A 17205-nucleotide genomic window follows, 5' to 3' on the forward strand; every position below is an offset into this window, starting at 1 on the left:
GGTGGTGAAGTAATTGCAATATTTAACAGATAAATTAATAAATGGCTTGAATCCAGAGCAACAAAGCGCAGTTAAGGCAACAGATGGCCCCCTTCTAATTATGGCGGGTGCTGGAAGTGGCAAGACGAGAGTGTTAACGCATCGAATTGCCTATTTAATGGTGGAAAAAGGGGTTAACCCTTACAATATTTTGGCCCTTACATTTACAAACAAAGCAGCGAGAGAAATGAGAGACCGAATTTCAAAAATGATGGGCGGAGTAGCTGAACAGATTTGGATATCAACATTTCACTCGATGTGTGTAAGAATTTTGCGGAGAGATATTGATCGAATTGGCTTTAATCGTAATTTTACTATTCTCGATACAACGGATCAGCTCTCAGTTATTAAAGGTATCCTAAAGGATAAAAATATTGATCCAAAGAAGTTTGATCCACGTGCAATTCTTGGATCAATTAGTTCTGCCAAAAATGAATTAATTGAGCCAGATGAATATGCGAAAACCGCAGGTGGGTATTTTGATCAGGTTATTAGTGATGTTTATAGTGAATACCAAAAACGGCTAAGGAAGAATCAGGCCCTTGACTTTGATGATCTGATTATGTCAACGATTCTACTATTTAGGCGCGTTCCAGAGGTTTTAGAGTATTATCAACGCAAATTCCAATATATACATGTTGATGAGTATCAAGATACCAACAAAGCACAATATCTTTTAGTCAAGTTGATGGCTGACCGTTTTAAGAATCTTTGTGTTGTTGGGGACTCAGATCAATCGATTTATAGATGGAGAGGCGCAGATATCGCAAATATCCTTTCGTTTGAAAAAGACTATCCAAATGTAACTGTCATTTTACTTGAACAAAATTACCGTTCGACAAAAAGGATTTTACTGGCAGCTAATGAGGTTATCGCCAAAAACATGAACCGAAAGCCCAAAAATTTATGGACAGAAAATCCGGAAGGTAACAAAATTGTCTATTATCGTGCAGATAGTGAACAGGGAGAGGCCCAATTTGTTACGGGGAAAATTAAAGAACTATCTGAAGATGGAAAGTATAAGCTTTCTGATATAGCTATTCTTTATCGAACAAACGCCCAGTCCCGTGTGATGGAGGAAGTACTGTTAAAATCGAATATTAACTACTCAATTGTTGGTGGTACGAAGTTCTATGATCGTAAAGAAATTAAGGACATGCTTGCTTATCTTCGCTTAATCTCCAACCCAGATGATGATATCAGCCTACAGCGCGTGATAAATGTGCCTAAACGAGGGATTGGTTCAAGTTCAGTCGATAAAATGGCCAATTTTGCAACTATGCATGATCTATCTCTTTATCATACGTTGGATTCAATTGAATTGGTGGGCCTAAGCCCGAAAACGACAAGGGCAGCGGCTGAATTTCGTAATTTGATTAATAATTATACCCAAATGCAGGAATACGTTTCCGTTACAGAATTAGTTGAGGAAATTTTAGAAAAATCAGGGTACCGAGAAATGCTCAAAGCCGAAAAATCAATTGAAGCACAGAGCCGACTTGAAAACCTTGATGAATTATTATCAGTCACAAAGAACTTTGAAAAGACAAGTGAAGATAAGAGTTTGGTTGCCTTTTTAACTGATTTAGCTCTTGTTGCCGATATTGATTCAATGGATGATGAAGGTGCAGAAGCAGATGCGGTTGTTTTGATGACTTTACATTCTGCAAAAGGCTTGGAATTTCCTGTTGTCTTCTTAATTGGGTTGGAAGAAGGGGTATTCCCTCACAGCCGCTCTTTAATGGAAGAAGCAGAAATGGAAGAGGAACGCCGTCTAGCCTATGTAGGAATTACAAGAGCCGAACAAAGTTTGTTTGTGACTAATGCTCAAATGAGAACATTATTTGGTAGGACAAATATGAATCCAGCTTCTAGGTTTATCAGCGAAATCCCTCAGGACCTCTTAGAAGGTGTAGAGAAGCCTGCAAAAAGAATGGGATCATTTGGCTCTAAGGGGACGGCATATGGTTCAAATGGAGCTTCCTTTGGGACTCCAGCAGCAAGAAAATCGATTATGCGTCCAGTTGCATCAACAACAGGTGGAGATGAGTTTGCCTGGAAAGTGGGCGATAAAGCGGAACATGGCAAATGGGGTACAGGAACGGTAGTAAGTGTAAAAGGTGAAGGTGAAGGAATTGAACTCGATATTGCTTTCCCAAGCCCGACAGGTATTAAGCGTCTCCTTGCAAAATTTGCTCCAATTAAAAGGGCATAAGATTTCCATTAAGAAAGGGCTGTATTTATGGACCTTCAAACCGCTGAAGTAAAAATGAATGAATTAAGAAGCCAATTAACTGAGTATGGCTACCAATATCACGTCTTGGATAAACCTTCAGTACCAGATTCAGAATATGATCGTTTAATGCTTGAATTGGTCGAGCTCGAAGGAAAGTATCCAGAATTAAAAACATCGGATTCACCCACAGAGCGAGTGGGTGGAAGTGTCCTTGATCTTTTTGAAAAAGTGGAGCATTCTGCTCCGATGCTAAGTCTCGGAAACGCTTTTAATGAACAAGATTTAAGGGATTTTGATAGGCGTATCCGCCAAGTGGTTGGCGATGATTTTTCATATGTTTGTGAGTTAAAGATTGATGGTCTCGCAGTCTCCTTAAGATATGTAGACGGATTATTTGTTCAGGGGGCAACACGCGGGGATGGAACCATTGGTGAGGATATCACAGCTAATTTAAAAACGATCAAATCCATTCCATTAAGATTACGTGAAACTGTCTCGCTCGAAGTTCGTGGTGAGGCCTACATGCCAAAGCGGTCGTTTGAGGCATTAAATAAAGCGAAGGCAGAGCGGGAAGAAGAGCCTTTTGCTAATCCCCGAAATGCTGCGGCGGGCTCACTTAGACAGCTTGATCCGAAGATCGCTTCTTCAAGAAACCTGGATGTCTTTCTGTATGGAATTGGAGATGTAGGAAAAATCAAAGTTGATTCACATAGCGAAGGACTCGATTATCTTGACCAACTGGGATTCAAAACCAATAAAGAACGTAGAAAGTGCGTAACAATTGAAGAAGTGATTCAGTATGTAAACAGTTGGGTGGAAAAACGACCAAACCTTCCTTATGAAATTGATGGAATTGTAATAAAAGTAGATTTGCTTCATCAACAGGAGGAATTAGGAAGAACAGCGAAGAGTCCGCGCTGGGCTATTGCCTATAAATTTCCGGCAGAAGAAGTGATAACAACCCTTTTGGATATTGAATTAAGTATTGGCAGAACTGGAGTGTTGACTCCGACAGCGATTCTAGAACCTGTAAAGGTGGCTGGGACAACCGTACAACGAGCTTCCCTTCATAATGAAGATTTAATCCGTGAAAAGGATATCAAAATTGGGGATAAGGTAGTTGTGAAAAAGGCTGGCGATATTATTCCTGAAGTGGTAAACGTTATTGCTGATCAACGTACAGGTGCTGAAGTGGATTTCCATATGCCAACGCATTGTCCAGAGTGTGAAAGTGAACTTGTCCGCCTCGAAGGTGAAGTGGCATTAAGATGTATTAATCCTAAGTGTCCAGCACAAATTCGCGAAGGCTTAATTCACTTTGTATCTCGTGATGCGATGAATATTGATGGATTAGGGGAAAAGGTGGTAAGTCAGCTATTTGCTGAAAAGCTAATCGTCGATGTTGCTGATATTTATAAGCTATCAAGTGAACAGCTTTTAGGGCTTGAAAGAATGGGAGAAAAATCTGTTACTAATCTTTTAACAGCTATAGAGTCATCGAAAGCGAACTCTCTCGAAAAACTTTTGTTTGGCCTTGGAATCCGCCATGTGGGGGCAAAGGCAGCAAAAACACTTGCTCAAGCATTCGGATCTATCCTAAAGCTTGCAACGGCAAATAAGGAAGAGTTGTTAGCTATTAATGAGATTGGTGAGAAAATGGCTGATTCAATTGTTACCTTTTTTGACCAAGAAGAAGTGCAGGCTCTTATTGAAGAATTAAAGACTGCCGGAGTCAATATGGAATATAAAGGGGTAATGCCTAGTACAGCCTTGGAATCTGATTCTCTTTTTGCTGGGAAAACGATTGTCTTAACTGGAAAGTTAGAACAGTTAACCAGAAATGAGGCCAAGGAAGGTATTGAAGCACTTGGCGGTAATGTTTCAGGTAGCGTCAGCAAAAAAACGGATTTGGTCATTGCAGGTATTGAGGCAGGTTCAAAATTAACCAAGGCTGAACAACTTGGCATTGAAGTATGGGATGAGGAACGATTGCTTTCAGAATTAAATAAATAAGAGGTGTTTTAACGTGAGAAAATTCTCATTGCTTGCTCTTTCCCTTGTTTTTTTGCTAAGTGCTTGTGCACCAACCTTTCAAAAGCAAAATGAAGTAGTCCAAACAAACAAAAAGGCAAAAGAGAAAGCAATTATTCCAAAGTATAAAATAGGAGACAATTATTACCGTACAATTTTACCGTTTGTGCCAGGAGAAACACGCGGTATGGTCGTTAATAACCTAAATACAAGATACGATATCAACGAATTTGAAACAGGATTAATGAGAATTGCTCAAAAAAAGTTTGATCCTAATAAATATTTGTTCCGTGAAGGACAAGAAATTAAGCGAGATACTGTAAAGCTTTGGTTAAACCGAAAATTCACGAAACAGCAATTAAAAGATGAAAATTTAACTGATAATGATAACATAGGCTTAAATCCGCTTGATGAAAAGGGAGATAACAAGACCCCTATCTATTTAGCCCATATATTGGAGCATGATTATCTAGTAAAAGGAAATAATAATACGGTTCAGCTTGGTGGAGTCGTCATTGGACTCGCATTAAATTCTACCTATTATTATCAAACGGTTCAATACGGCCCGACCTATGAAAAAAAGATTGACCGCAGTGAGTTTGAAAGCCAAGGTAAAAAAATAGCTGCAGAGGTTTTACAACGTCTTCGTACTATGAAGAATTTAAAGGATATACCGATTACGATTGCCTTGTATAAAACAGAGAGCAAATCATCGGTTGTACCCGGAGACTTTTTTGCATATTCTTCAATTGATTCTGGTAGTTCTAACACAGATAATTGGCAAAAGTTGAATGAAAAGTATTTTTTATTCCCTTCGGCGGATGCTCAGGAAGCACATCGTGATGATGCCACAGCATTTTTAAATTTCAAACAGGATGTTGAGGAATATTTCCCTAATTTCAATGGAGTCATTGGTAGGGCCTTTTATATGGATGACCAATTGCAGGATCTCAATATTACCATTCCAATTCAATTTTACGGGGAAACAGAAGCAATAGGTTTTACACAATATGTAACAGGACTCGTGATGGAGCATTTTCCAAAGTATATTTCGGTTTCTGTCAGTGTAACATCCGTGGATGGTCCTGAGGCCTTAATTGTACGCAAGGCCAATCAGGATGAACCGTTTGTTCATATTTATGAATAATAGTCAAACCGGTAGAAGGATTTCTGCCGGTTTTTAGTTAATGGCTCTGTTAAAGGTAAATGCTGATATTTGATACCTGTCCGAATTCTTAATAGACGGAAAAATTCCTCTTAATTAGTAAATTGGATTAAAATAGAGCTTGAATAGACGGAGAGTTTCCGCCTATTGACTCAAAAACTGCGAAAATGGGGGACTTTGTATTGCGTAACCGGAAAACCTCCGCTTATACACCCCGAAACGAGCTCCATTCTGCATTTAACCGAAAAATCTTCGCTTATTTTATTTTCATTAGTAAAATTTAACAGATTCTAGTTAATAGAGGCTTTGATTTTATATTAATATAGTGAAAATTGTTTTGAATATTTTTAATAGTCTGTTATTAATCCGCTCTTTTTATAGAAAACAACGCATGGGTCGAGTTTACAAAATTGGCAAAATTCATTTTCCTCAATGAATTGATATAATTAAGAGGAACGTGTTAAAATGAAACTTGGATGTAAATGTATGAGGGAGGGATTGATAGAATGATTCCGCCTTATAAACATGAAAAATGGACTGATTTTTCAGTCGTTGTGACTAGTGTTAAAACAAAACTGAAAGGAACGTGAAAGTATGAGTAACGGAATTTTCAATATCCCAACACTAACAAATGAGCCTGGCTATACGTATGCTCCAGGTACAAAACAACGGGAAACATTAAAAGCAGAATTAAAACGACAATCTGATATCGTAATCGACATCCCTGTGATTATTAATGGAAAAGATGTAAAGACAGATACAGTGAAGCAAGTGGTTATGCCCCATAATCATCAACATGTTTTAGCAAACTATTCCGAAGCTAGTGAAAAAGAGTTGCGTGATGCTGTAGAAGCGGCAATGGCTGCGAAAGAAGCATGGGCAAATATGCCATGGGAACACCGTGCATCTATTTTCTTAAAAGCTGCTGATTTACTCTCTGGCCCATACCGTGATTTAATCAATGCTTCTACTATGTTAGGACAATCCAAAACAGCTTATCAATCTGAAATTGATGCAGCACAAGAATTAGCAGATTTCTTACGTTATGACGTTGATTGTGCTAATCAAATCTATCAAATTCAACCGAGCAGCATGAAGAATATCTGGAACCGTACAGATTACCGTTCACTTGATGGTTTCGTATTGGCAATTTCTCCATTTAACTTTACATCAATTGGTGGGAACTTACCAGTAGCTCCTGCGATTATGGGGAACGTAGTTGTTTGGAAACCAGCAACAACTGCTATATTATCAAACTACTACTTTATGCGTTTATTAGAAGAAGCAGGATTACCAAAAGGAGTAATTAACTTTGTTCCTTCTCGTGGATCACAAGTATCAGAAGTGGTATTAAAAGACCCTCGTATGTCTGGATTCCATTTTACTGGATCTACAAATACGTTCCAAACAATTTGGAAAACTGTAGGAGAAAATATTGCAAACTATAAATCTTATCCTCGTTTAATTGGGGAAACAGGTGGAAAAGACTTTGTATTTGCTCACGAAACTGCACAAGCAGACAAAGTGGTAGCGGGCCTTGTTCGTGGTTCTTTTGAATACCAAGGTCAAAAATGTTCAGCAGCCTCTCGTGCTTACATTCCAGCAAGCATGTGGGAAGAAGTAAAAGCAGGTTTAGTAGAAGAAACTGCGAAGCTTAAAGTAGGGGATATCCAAAACTTTACAAACTTCATGGGTGCAGTAATTGATAAAGCAGCCTTTGATTCGATTACAGGCTATATTGACTATGCTGCAGCTTCTGAAGAAGCAGAAATTATTGCTGGTGGTACTTATGATGATTCTGTTGGATATTTCGTTCAACCTACAATCATTGTTACGACAAATCCAAATTTCAAAACAATGGTAGAAGAAATTTTCGGACCAGTGTTAACCATTTATGTATATGAAAATGATAAATTAGAAGAAACATTGGATTCACTTGATTCAGCGTCCATCTATGCCTTAACGGGTGCTATCTTTGCACAAGATCGCGAGGCAATTATCTACTTAGAACGTCGCTTATCTGGTGCAGCTGGAAACTTCTATATCAATGATAAACCAACTGGTGCGATGATTGATCAACAACCATTTGGTGGTTCTCGTGGTTCTGGTACAAACGATAAAGCAGGCTCTGTGTTTAACATGATTCGTTGGACCAGTCCTCGTGTTATCAAAGAAAACTTTGCACCAACTACAGAAGTTTTATATCCATTTATGGATGCAGAATGATTTAAAATGTAAAAAAAAGATCCCAACATAAAAAGGTAGAACGCTCAGTTATTTGAGCGCTTCTACCTTTTTCCACGTTCACCGGGATGATCAGGATCTATTCGGGACAGCATGCGGGCTTTTTTCACGATCACAGGGATGATTAGGATCTATTCGGGACAGCATGCGGGCTTTTTTCACGATCACGGGATGATTAGGATCTATTCGGGACAGCATGCGGGCTTTTTCACAATCACGGGGATGATTAGGCTCTATTCGGGACAGCATGCTGGCTTTTTTCACGATCACAGGGATGATCAGGATCTATTCGGGACAGTATGCGGGCTTTTTTCACGATCACGGGGATGAATAGGATCTATTCGAGACAGCATGCTGGCTTTTTTCACGTTCACGGGGCTGAACAGGGGGCTTGTACTTTTCTTCTCCTCATCAGAACTTTTTATAAAGTAAAAGCATACATAGTAATAATCTGAAACTATGGTATGGTGGAAGGCACATCATATTTATTTTGTAAGGAGTGATCTGATTGAGTAAGCAAACTGTTGATGAAATTTTACAACAGGGAATCCAAGGTCCTAAGGAAATAAAGCCCGAAGAAAGGCGCAGGTTCCTAGGGACATTACGAGAGAGAATTATTATTGCTCTAAATAAAAACCAAGTAATAGAAAGAGAAATCTACCCACAGGTTGAGAAGTCTATGAAAGAAAATCTCGCCGCCCATCTTTTCCTTAATGGAAATATTAAATATGAGAAATTATCAAAATATGTTAAGTTAGCAAAAAAATATAAAATAGAACACACGATTGTTACGAATAAAGAGTTTGATACAGAAATTGGGCTTGTTTTAGCGATGGATCATGCCATTGACAAAGAGGAAATTTTTATTTTAAAAAATGAACCTAAAACATCTGCACCACCACCAAGAATAGAAAAAGCTTCTTTTTTTTCAAAGCTATTTAAGGGATTTAAATAAAACTTTCCTTTTAGAGGTTGCTTTGGTATATAATAAAAGAAAAAATAGTGATTGGCACTGGGGGAGCTAAGAATTGGCTGGCTGAGATTAAGACCCAAAAAGTCTTTTAACCCTTTTACCTGATCTGGTTAGTACCAGCGGAGGGAAGTGTGTTGACTTATGTCTACATATGCAGATTCCTATTGTTGGAGTCTGCTTTTTCGACTTCAATAATAGATTTAGGTATCCTTCAGTGTTCATGAACGTCTATTGGAGGATTTTTATATGAGAAAAACACAGAAGTTGACAATAACAGCAATGTTTATTGCGATAGGAACACTAACGAGCAACTTATTATTTATTCCGGTTGGTGTTACCAAGCTGTTTCCGGTCCAGCACTTTATTAATGTTTTATCTGCCGTTATACTTGGCCCTTATTATGCATTAGCGGAAGCTGTTGGTATATCACTTCTCAGAAACATGATGGGTACTGGTTCTATCTTTGCTTTTCCAGGAAGTATCATTGGGGCTTTACTATCTGCCTTTTTATACAAAAAGACAAAGAAACTTTTCATGGCCTTTTTAGGAGAAGTTGTGGGAACAGGGATCTTAGGAGCTATTGCCTCTTACCCAATTTCAACCCTTTTTCTTGGAAAAGAAGCGACCCTTTTTGGATTCATTCCCATGTTTATTTTCAGTTCTTTTGCTGGGGCAGCAATTGGCCTTATCATTTTAACTGTTTTCTTAAAAAATAAAGCAGTCGCTAAAATTATCATGACCAACTCTAAAAACTGATTTTTCCAAAACAGATCATTGCGGTAGCGTAGAAAAATTTGGTATGATCATTATTATTGAATAAGAAAACTTGGCAGAATGCCAAGTTTTTCTTATTAGCAAATAAAAAGACAAACCCGATCGGAGGTAATGAGATGTCGCGAATTTCTACAGAACAGGTGAAACACGTAGCCAACTTGGCGCGTTTGGCAATTACGGATGATGAAGCTGACAAGTTTATGAAACAGCTAGATGCCATCATGACGTTTGCTGAACAATTAAATGAACTGGATACGGAAAATGTTGATCCAACATTCCACGTGCTAGATATGAAGAATGTTTTACGTGAAGATATACCGCAAAAGGGACTTCCGCTCGATGAGGTATTAAAAAATGTTCCAGAGCATCAAGATGGTCAGGTTAAAGTACCAGCAACATTTTAATAGGAAACTGGCAAGTAAGGAGGAGAACAGTAAGTGAGTGTGTTTGATAATAAATTAGCTGAACTACATCAACTTTTACATAAAAAAGATCTTAGTATATCTGATCTTGTCGATGAATCGTATAAACGTATCGCACAAGTAGATAGCAAAGTTCAGGCATTTTTAACATTGGATGAAGAACAGGCACGAAAAACTGCGAAATTATTTGATGAAAAGTTAAAAACAGACGAGCGTAAAGGCTTGCTATTTGGAATGCCTATTGGGGTTAAGGATAATATTGTCACGAAGGGATTGCGAACAACCTGTGCCAGTAAAATCCTCGAGAATTTTGATCCGATTTATGATGCAACCGTTGTTCAGAAGCTACAACGTGCTGAAACGATCACGATTGGAAAGTTAAATATGGACGAATTTGCGATGGGATCATCAACTGAGAATTCAGGATTCCAAACGACACGTAATCCATGGAATCTGGAAACTGTACCAGGTGGCTCTTCAGGTGGCTCAGCAGCTGCAGTTGCTGCAGGCGAGGTATTATTTACTCTTGGTTCTGATACGGGTGGCTCGATCCGCCAACCTGCTTCATTTTGTGGTGTTGTTGGTTTAAAACCAACATATGGACGTGTTTCTCGTTTTGGGCTTGTTGCATTTGCCTCTTCACTTGATCAAATTGGCCCAATCACAAGAACAGTTGAAGACAATGCTTATCTTTTACAGGCAATCTCTGGACTTGATCCAATGGATTCTACATCAGCAAATGTTGAGGTTCCTAATTTTGTAGAGGCCTTAACAGGTGATGTTAGGGGTTTAAAGATTGCTGTTCCAAAAGAATACCTTGGTGAGGGCGTAAGTGTTACAGTCCGTCAATCGGTATTAGATGCACTAAAGGTTCTAGAGAAGCTGGGAGCGGTTTGGGAAGAAGTATCATTGCCACACTCTAAGTACGCCCTAGCAACTTACTATTTGCTTTCCTCTTCTGAAGCTTCTGCAAACCTTTCACGTTTTGATGGGGTTCGCTACGGTTATAGGACTCCAAATGCGGATAATTTAATCGATTTATATAAAAATACGAGGGCAGAAGGCTTTGGGGAAGAAGTCAAACGCAGGATTATGCTTGGAACATTTGCATTAAGCTCTGGATATTATGATGCTTATTATAAAAAGGCTCAAAAAGTCCGGACATTGATAAAGAAGGACTTTGAGGATGTTTTTGAAAAGTATGATGTTATCATTGGGCCAACTACTCCAACTCCAGCTTTCAAAATTGGTGAAAATGTGGACGATCCATTAACAATGTATGCAAATGATATTTTAACCATTCCAGTAAACCTTGCAGGCGTTCCAGGTATCTCTGTTCCATGTGGCTTTGATGGAGGCTTACCACTTGGTTTGCAAATTATCGGCAAGCATTTTGATGAAGCAACAGTGTACCGAGTTGCACATGCATTTGAAACAGCAACTAATTTTCATAAACAGAAGCCGGAATTGTAGGGGGCGCAAGAACATGGAATTTGAAACGATCATTGGACTTGAGGTCCATGTGGAATTAAAAACAGCTTCGAAGATATTTTCGTCCAGCCCGAACCATTTTGGGGCTGAGCCAAATACGAATACAAATATGGTCGATCTTGGCTATCCTGGAGTCTTGCCGGTCTTAAATAGAAAAGTTGTCGATTATGGAATGAAAGCGGCAATGGCAATAAATTGCGAAGTGGCCACAAACACAAAATTTGACCGAAAAAACTACTTTTATCCAGATAATCCAAAAGCTTATCAAATTTCGCAATTTGATCAGCCGATCGGTGAACATGGCTGGATTGAAATTGAAGTAAATGGCTATACGAAAAAGATTGGGATTACCAGAATCCATCTTGAAGAGGATGCTGGCAAATTAAATCATGGCAATGGGTATTCTCTTGTCGATTATAACCGCCAGGGAACACCGCTCGTTGAGATTGTATCTGAGCCAGATATCCGTACTCCTGATGAAGCATATGCCTATCTTGAAAAATTAAAATCAATTATCCAATATACAGGTGTTTCAGATTGCAAGATGGAAGAAGGTTCACTTAGATGTGATGCCAATATTTCAATTCGCCCTGTAGGTCAAGAAGAATTTGGTACAAAAACTGAATTGAAAAACTTGAACTCTTTTAATTTTGTCCGCAAAGGGCTTGAGTATGAGGAGAAGCGTCAGCGGGAGGTCGTATTAGCTGGTGGAGTGATCGAGCAGGAGACGCGCCGATTCGATGAAGCAACAAACACGACGATTCTAATGAGGGTAAAGGAAGGATCGGATGATTACCGCTATTTCCCTGAGCCAGATTTAATGGGCCTCTTCATTGATGAAGATTGGAAAGCAAGAGTCCGTGCAGAAATACCTGAGCTACCTGACATGCGTCAAAAGCGTTATGTGGATGAACTTGGATTACCTGCTTATGATGCGAAAGTGCTGACAGCAACAAGAGAAATGGCCGATTTCTTTGAAACAACGATTAAAGCAGGTGCAGATGCAAAATTGGCATCGAACTGGCTAATGGGGGATGTTTCAGCATATTTAAATGCTGAGCAAAAGGAACTAGAAGATATCGCGCTAACTCCAGAAAGCCTTGCAGGAATGATTATGCTGATTGAGGATGGGACAATTTCTTCAAAAATTGCCAAAACAGTTTTCAAAGAGCTTATTGAAAATGGTGGTAATCCTTCGCAAATTGTGAAGGATAAAGGGCTTGTGCAAATTTCTGATGAAGGTGCCCTTTTAAAGATTGTTTCAGAAATTCTTGATGCCAACCCGCAATCGATTGAAGATTTCAAGAATGGGAAAAGCAAAGCAGTTGGATTCCTTGTCGGCCAATTAATGAAGGCTACAAAAGGACAAGCAAATCCACAGATGGTCAATAAGATTTTACTAGAAGAAATTCAAAAACGATAACCATTAAAGGAATGCTGGCAGAATTCTCTGCCAGCATTTTTTTGGCTAATAAGAAAGTTTAACTTAGCTAATGCATGAAAGGATGTTCCGAGCGTTTTATTATTAATCAACACTTAAATCGCATAAGGGCAACTAGGCAATCGCCGGCGCTAACCAAGTTTTCTTTAAAGTATAAAGAGAATATATTAGCAATTTATCTTTTAATAAGGCTCTTTTCTTAAACTTTGTTGCTATTTGAAGGTAATATGGTGTGTTATATCAGTTTATCGATGAATCAGAAGGCAATTTTTTAGAAAAGAGCACGATATCATAGTAATTACGGGTTTTAGACTAGGTACGTAAAACAACAATCTGTACGAAAACAGCCTTTAATAAAAAATAGCGACAAATTTTTTAAAATGTTCTAGGGAAAAGCTCTCTTTTATAAAGGGTTCGACCCCTTTTAAATCAAACGTTTGATCAAGAAAAAGAGGGAGAGATATTGGTGATTTATGACGAATAGGAGGGTGTAATTGGTAGATAAAGATCCTAACTTTGTAGTTAAAATGTGGGAATAGTAATAAATTACCTTTTAGACTGAGGAAATTTAGAAATGAAAACAACAATTTGAACAGCAAAAAACGTTCGGTATAGAATACCCGAACGTTAATTTCACAACAAATTACCTATTTATCACTTTTTAATAATCTGACGCTTTCATTAAATTCTTTTTCGATTGTATCGTTTTTCTTATAGGTGAATAAGCTTACAACGACTGAAACGATAAAGTTAAAAATGAAGCCTGGTACGATTTCATAAAGACTTTCACCAAAAAGGATATGACCAAGGTCAGCATTTTTCCAAACAATAACCGTTACAGCTCCAACGATCATTCCGAGAATGGCACCCCAGTTGGTCATCTTTTTCCAGAATAAGCTTAATAGAATAATTGGTCCGAAGGATGCTCCGAAACCTGCCCATGCATAAGCAACAAGGCTTAAAATAGTGCTATCTTGTTTAAAGGCTAATACAGCAGCAATGACTGAAACAAGAAGAACAGCCATTCTTCCAAGGAATACAAGTTCTTTATCCTTGGCATCTTTGCGAACAACCATTTTGTATAAATCCTCAACTAAAGCACTGGATGTTACGATTAATTGTGAAGAAATCGTACTCATGATTGCAGCGAGTATCGCAGCTAAGGCAAAACCTGCGAATAGTGGATGGAATAAAATTTGTGAAAGTGTGATAAACACAGCCTCAGGATTGTCTAATTTATATTGAGGGTTATTATGGAAAAATGCTATTCCAACAAATGCTGTAAGAATTGTTCCGATTAGGGAGAAGATCATCCAAGTCATCCCAATGCGGCGAGCACTTTTTGTTTCTTTTACCGTTTTGATAGCCATAAATCTAACGATAATGTGTGGTTGCCCAAAGTAACCAAGGCCCCAAGCTGCTGCAGAAATAATTCCTATGAAAGTAGTTCCTTTAAAGAAATCAAGGAAATTAGGGTTAACCGAACGGACGGTATCGAATGTAGCTGCTGGGCCACCAGTTTCGAAGATTCCGATTGCAGGAACAAGAAGGAGTGCAATTAACATCATTAATCCCTGGATAAAGTCCGTGTAACTAACAGCAAGGAATCCACCAAACAAGGTGTAGGCAACACAAACGCCGCCAACAATATAAAGGCCTGTATGGTAATCAGTGTGGAAGGAGCTTTCAAAGAAAACTGCGCCGGAAACCATTCCAGCTGAAACATATAAAGTAAAGAAAATAAGAATAACAATACCGGATACAACACGAAGCATTTTCGTTTTATCTTTAAAACGGTTTTCTAGAAAGCTTGGAATGGTAATAGAGTCGTTAGCTACCATTGTATAAGAACGAAGACGAGGAGCAACTAATAACCAATTCAGATAGGCTCCGATGGTTAAGCCAATTGCAATCCAAGCATCTGCTAAACCTGTTACATAAACTCCTCCTGGTAAGCCCATTAAGAGCCAACCACTCATATCAGCCGCGCCAGCACTCAATGCTGTTACAGCAGGTCCTAACGATCGTCCACCAAGCATGTAATCGGTTAGATTACTAGTCTTACGGTAGCTGTACCAGCCGATAAAAAGCATACCAGCAAGGTAAATACCAATCGTGATAAGCTGTAATACTTCCTTTGACATTCATTTTCCCCCTTTGATTTAGTAGAAAAAATAGTTTATAAATTTATTATTTATAAAATATTCTATCAACTCATTTATAATACATTTTTTCCTGTTTAGTCAATAAAATTATTTTTTTAGAATAGAAAATAGCATAGGAAAATAATGGAGTCTCGTCTTTTTAAAGGCTATTTGCCCATTCGTAAAATTACATAGCTTTTGGAGGAATCCGATCCTTGATGAGGTTTTTATCGTTAACTTTCGGCTCAATTCCAAGGATGAAATTACGGAAATTGGAGCGATGAAGGTAAATTAAGAAAAGAAAGAATAATAAAAAGATCGTTTCTAATTCTTGTTGGGATGAAAGGAATGAATAAAGTAGTAAACTTAGACCCATTGAGAGAGAACCTAAGAATACATATTTTGTTAAAAAAATAATGAAAAAGAAAATGGTGTAGGCAATTAGAAATAATGGGAAGTTGGCGATTAATAATGCACCAGCAGTGGTTGCAATTGCCTTACCTCCTTTAAATCCAGCGAAAATTGGAAAGCAATGCCCTAAAGCAGCTGTGAGACCGAAGTAGAGTGGATCAGCATCAATGCTAAAATATAAGGGTAGGAAAGAAGCAATCGCACCTTTTCCTACATCCACAATCAGTACAAACAATGCTGCCTTTTTCCCCAAAACCCTTAAAGAATTTGTGGCACCTGGATTTTTACTCCCATGTTCGCGAATATCCACGTGGAAGAACAACTTGCCCACAATTAAAGCGGTAGGAAAGCTTCCAATTAAATAAGCTACAATTAATAAGCCCCAGAACATATAATCATTCCTTTTATCGTTTTTAAGAGTATATTCCTCCTATATAAGTACTTTACCATATTAGTAAAAAAATTCTGTAAAATGGATAAGCATATGAGAGAAGGGCACTTATCAAGGAAAGCTTAAAGGCACGAGCGTACAGGAAGTGATCGTTAAGTGGACTATGGGAAGTGACTTTAGAAGCCTGAACAAAGTTCAATGAAAAATTCTGAATATCAACGCGGGGTCGGTGAATATCATATTACTATAGCAAACACTTATAGTGTTCGTTTAAATGCCTTGCAGTAATTTTTAATTGGAATTTTAACGAAAAAAAAACGTCTTGATAATAGTCTGAACCTTTAAGGGCAAAATAATTTTTATCGTAAAAAATAACTTTATGATTGTAAGATTGGATGTTAGTTGGTAGAATATAGAAATGACTGTGCGTCCGGAATAAGACAATTTTCAGTTATAGGATGATGAGAATGAAAAGAGCAAGACTTATATATAATCCAACATCAGGACGGGAAATTCTAAAACGCAATCTACCGGAAATCCTTGAAAAATTAGAGGTTGCTGGATATGAAACATCATGCCATGCAACGACCTGTGCAGGGGATGCAATAAAAGCTGCAAGACTCGCAGTGGACCGTCGGTATGATATTGTGATAGCTGCCGGTGGCGATGGAACAATACATGAAGTAGTAAATGGACTTGCTGAACAGGAGTATCGCCCAAAAATGGGGATTATCCCTGCTGGAACAACTAACGATTTTGCTCGCGCTTTGCAGATTCCAAGAGATATAGGAACTGCGGTGGATATTATTACAAAAGGCGATACTATTCCAGTGGATATTGGCAAAATAAATGATAAATATTTTATTAATATTGCTGGTGGTGGCAGAATTACCGAGCTTACATATGAAGTACCGAGTAGATTAAAAACGATGCTTGGGCAACTTGCTTATTATTTAAAAGGGATGGAAATGATACCGTCCATAAAAGCTTCAGAAGTAAGCATAGAATATGATGGTAAGCTTTTTGAAGGGGAAGCAATGCTGTTCCTTGTTGGGCTGACGAATTCTATCGGTGGATTCGAAAAACTTGCACCTGATTCATCGATTAATGACGGTTTATTTTCTTTATTAATTTTAAAGAAAATCAATCTTGCGGATTTTATCCGTGTTTCTACATTGGCTTTACGCGGAGAACATATCCACGACCCAAATGTAATTTATACACAGGCAAACCACATTAAAGTTTACTCAAGTGAAAAAGTTCAATTGAACCTTGATGGTGAATTTGGAGGGTTGCTCCCAGCGGTGTTTGAAAACTTATATCGTCATTTAGAGGTGTTTGTACCAATTGATGATATTCGACCATTAGATAAACCGATCGATTGGGAGCCTGGAAAAAGATACAGCTAAAAAAGTTCGTTCCAAGTATGGAGCGAACTTTTTT

Annotated in this window: 12 protein-coding genes and 1 riboswitch; of the genes, 10 read left to right on the plus strand and 2 right to left on the minus strand. The window is 38.3% G+C overall.

The window, feature by feature from the left end:
• The first annotated feature begins 13 nt into the window (after positions 1-13).
• From pcrA to gatB, 9 genes are all read left to right on the plus strand, one after another.
• Positions 14-2254: a DNA helicase PcrA gene (pcrA, locus tag RCG20_RS13045; RefSeq protein ID WP_308180560.1), complete on the plus strand. Its 2241-nt coding sequence runs from the start codon at positions 14-16 to the stop codon at positions 2252-2254.
• A 27-nt stretch (positions 2255-2281) separates the two neighbouring features.
• On the plus strand, positions 2282-4288 hold the full coding sequence (gene ligA, locus RCG20_RS13050; RefSeq protein ID WP_308180561.1) for an NAD-dependent DNA ligase LigA: 2007 nt from the start codon (positions 2282-2284) through the stop codon (positions 4286-4288).
• A gap of 13 nt (positions 4289-4301) precedes the next feature.
• Entirely contained in the window at positions 4302-5453 is a 1152-nt protein-coding gene (locus RCG20_RS13055) for a CamS family sex pheromone protein (protein WP_308180562.1), read from the plus strand.
• Positions 5454-6065: 612 nt separating this feature from the next.
• Complete coding sequence (pruA, locus tag RCG20_RS13060; RefSeq protein ID WP_308180563.1) at positions 6066-7697, plus strand: L-glutamate gamma-semialdehyde dehydrogenase; 1632 nt, start codon at positions 6066-6068, stop codon at positions 7695-7697.
• 526 nt (positions 7698-8223) lie between these two features.
• Positions 8224-8670: a YueI family protein gene (locus RCG20_RS13065; protein ID WP_308180565.1), complete on the plus strand. Its 447-nt coding sequence runs from the start codon at positions 8224-8226 to the stop codon at positions 8668-8670.
• A 49-nt stretch (positions 8671-8719) separates the two neighbouring features.
• Positions 8720-8833: riboswitch (TPP riboswitch) on the plus strand.
• A gap of 101 nt (positions 8834-8934) precedes the next feature.
• Positions 8935-9444 carry an energy coupling factor transporter S component ThiW gene (gene thiW / locus RCG20_RS13070; RefSeq protein WP_308180566.1) on the plus strand — a complete coding sequence of 170 codons (510 nt, stop codon included), beginning with the start codon at positions 8935-8937 and terminating at the stop codon, positions 9442-9444.
• Between the two features lie 134 nt (positions 9445-9578).
• A complete protein-coding gene (gene gatC, locus RCG20_RS13075; protein WP_308180567.1) occupies positions 9579-9866 on the plus strand; it encodes an Asp-tRNA(Asn)/Glu-tRNA(Gln) amidotransferase subunit GatC in 288 nt (95 codons plus the stop codon).
• A gap of 33 nt (positions 9867-9899) precedes the next feature.
• Positions 9900-11357, plus strand: coding sequence for an Asp-tRNA(Asn)/Glu-tRNA(Gln) amidotransferase subunit GatA (gatA, locus tag RCG20_RS13080; protein WP_308180568.1), 1458 nt, complete (start codon positions 9900-9902; stop codon positions 11355-11357).
• A gap of 13 nt (positions 11358-11370) precedes the next feature.
• Positions 11371-12798, plus strand: a complete 1428-nt coding sequence (gatB, locus tag RCG20_RS13085; RefSeq protein WP_308180569.1) for an Asp-tRNA(Asn)/Glu-tRNA(Gln) amidotransferase subunit GatB — start codon at positions 11371-11373, stop codon at positions 12796-12798.
• A 665-nt stretch (positions 12799-13463) separates the two neighbouring features.
• Here gatB and putP read toward each other — a convergent pair.
• Positions 13464-14960: a sodium/proline symporter PutP gene (gene putP, locus RCG20_RS13090; RefSeq protein WP_308180570.1), complete on the minus strand. Its 1497-nt coding sequence runs from the start codon at positions 14958-14960 to the stop codon at positions 13464-13466.
• Between the two features lie 187 nt (positions 14961-15147).
• Complete coding sequence (gene plsY / locus RCG20_RS13095; protein WP_308180571.1) at positions 15148-15762, minus strand: glycerol-3-phosphate 1-O-acyltransferase PlsY; 615 nt, start codon at positions 15760-15762, stop codon at positions 15148-15150.
• 467 nt (positions 15763-16229) lie between these two features.
• Between plsY and RCG20_RS13100 the strand changes: the two genes are divergently transcribed.
• The gene (locus RCG20_RS13100) at positions 16230-17171 is read left to right on the plus strand and encodes a diacylglycerol kinase (protein WP_308180572.1); all 942 of its coding nucleotides are present in this window, start codon (positions 16230-16232) and stop codon (positions 17169-17171) included.
• Positions 17172-17205 lie beyond the last annotated feature (34 nt).

The organism is Neobacillus sp. PS3-40 (genome assembly GCF_030915485.1).
Taxonomy (GTDB): Bacteria; Bacillota; Bacilli; order Bacillales; family Cytobacillaceae; genus JAUZPL01.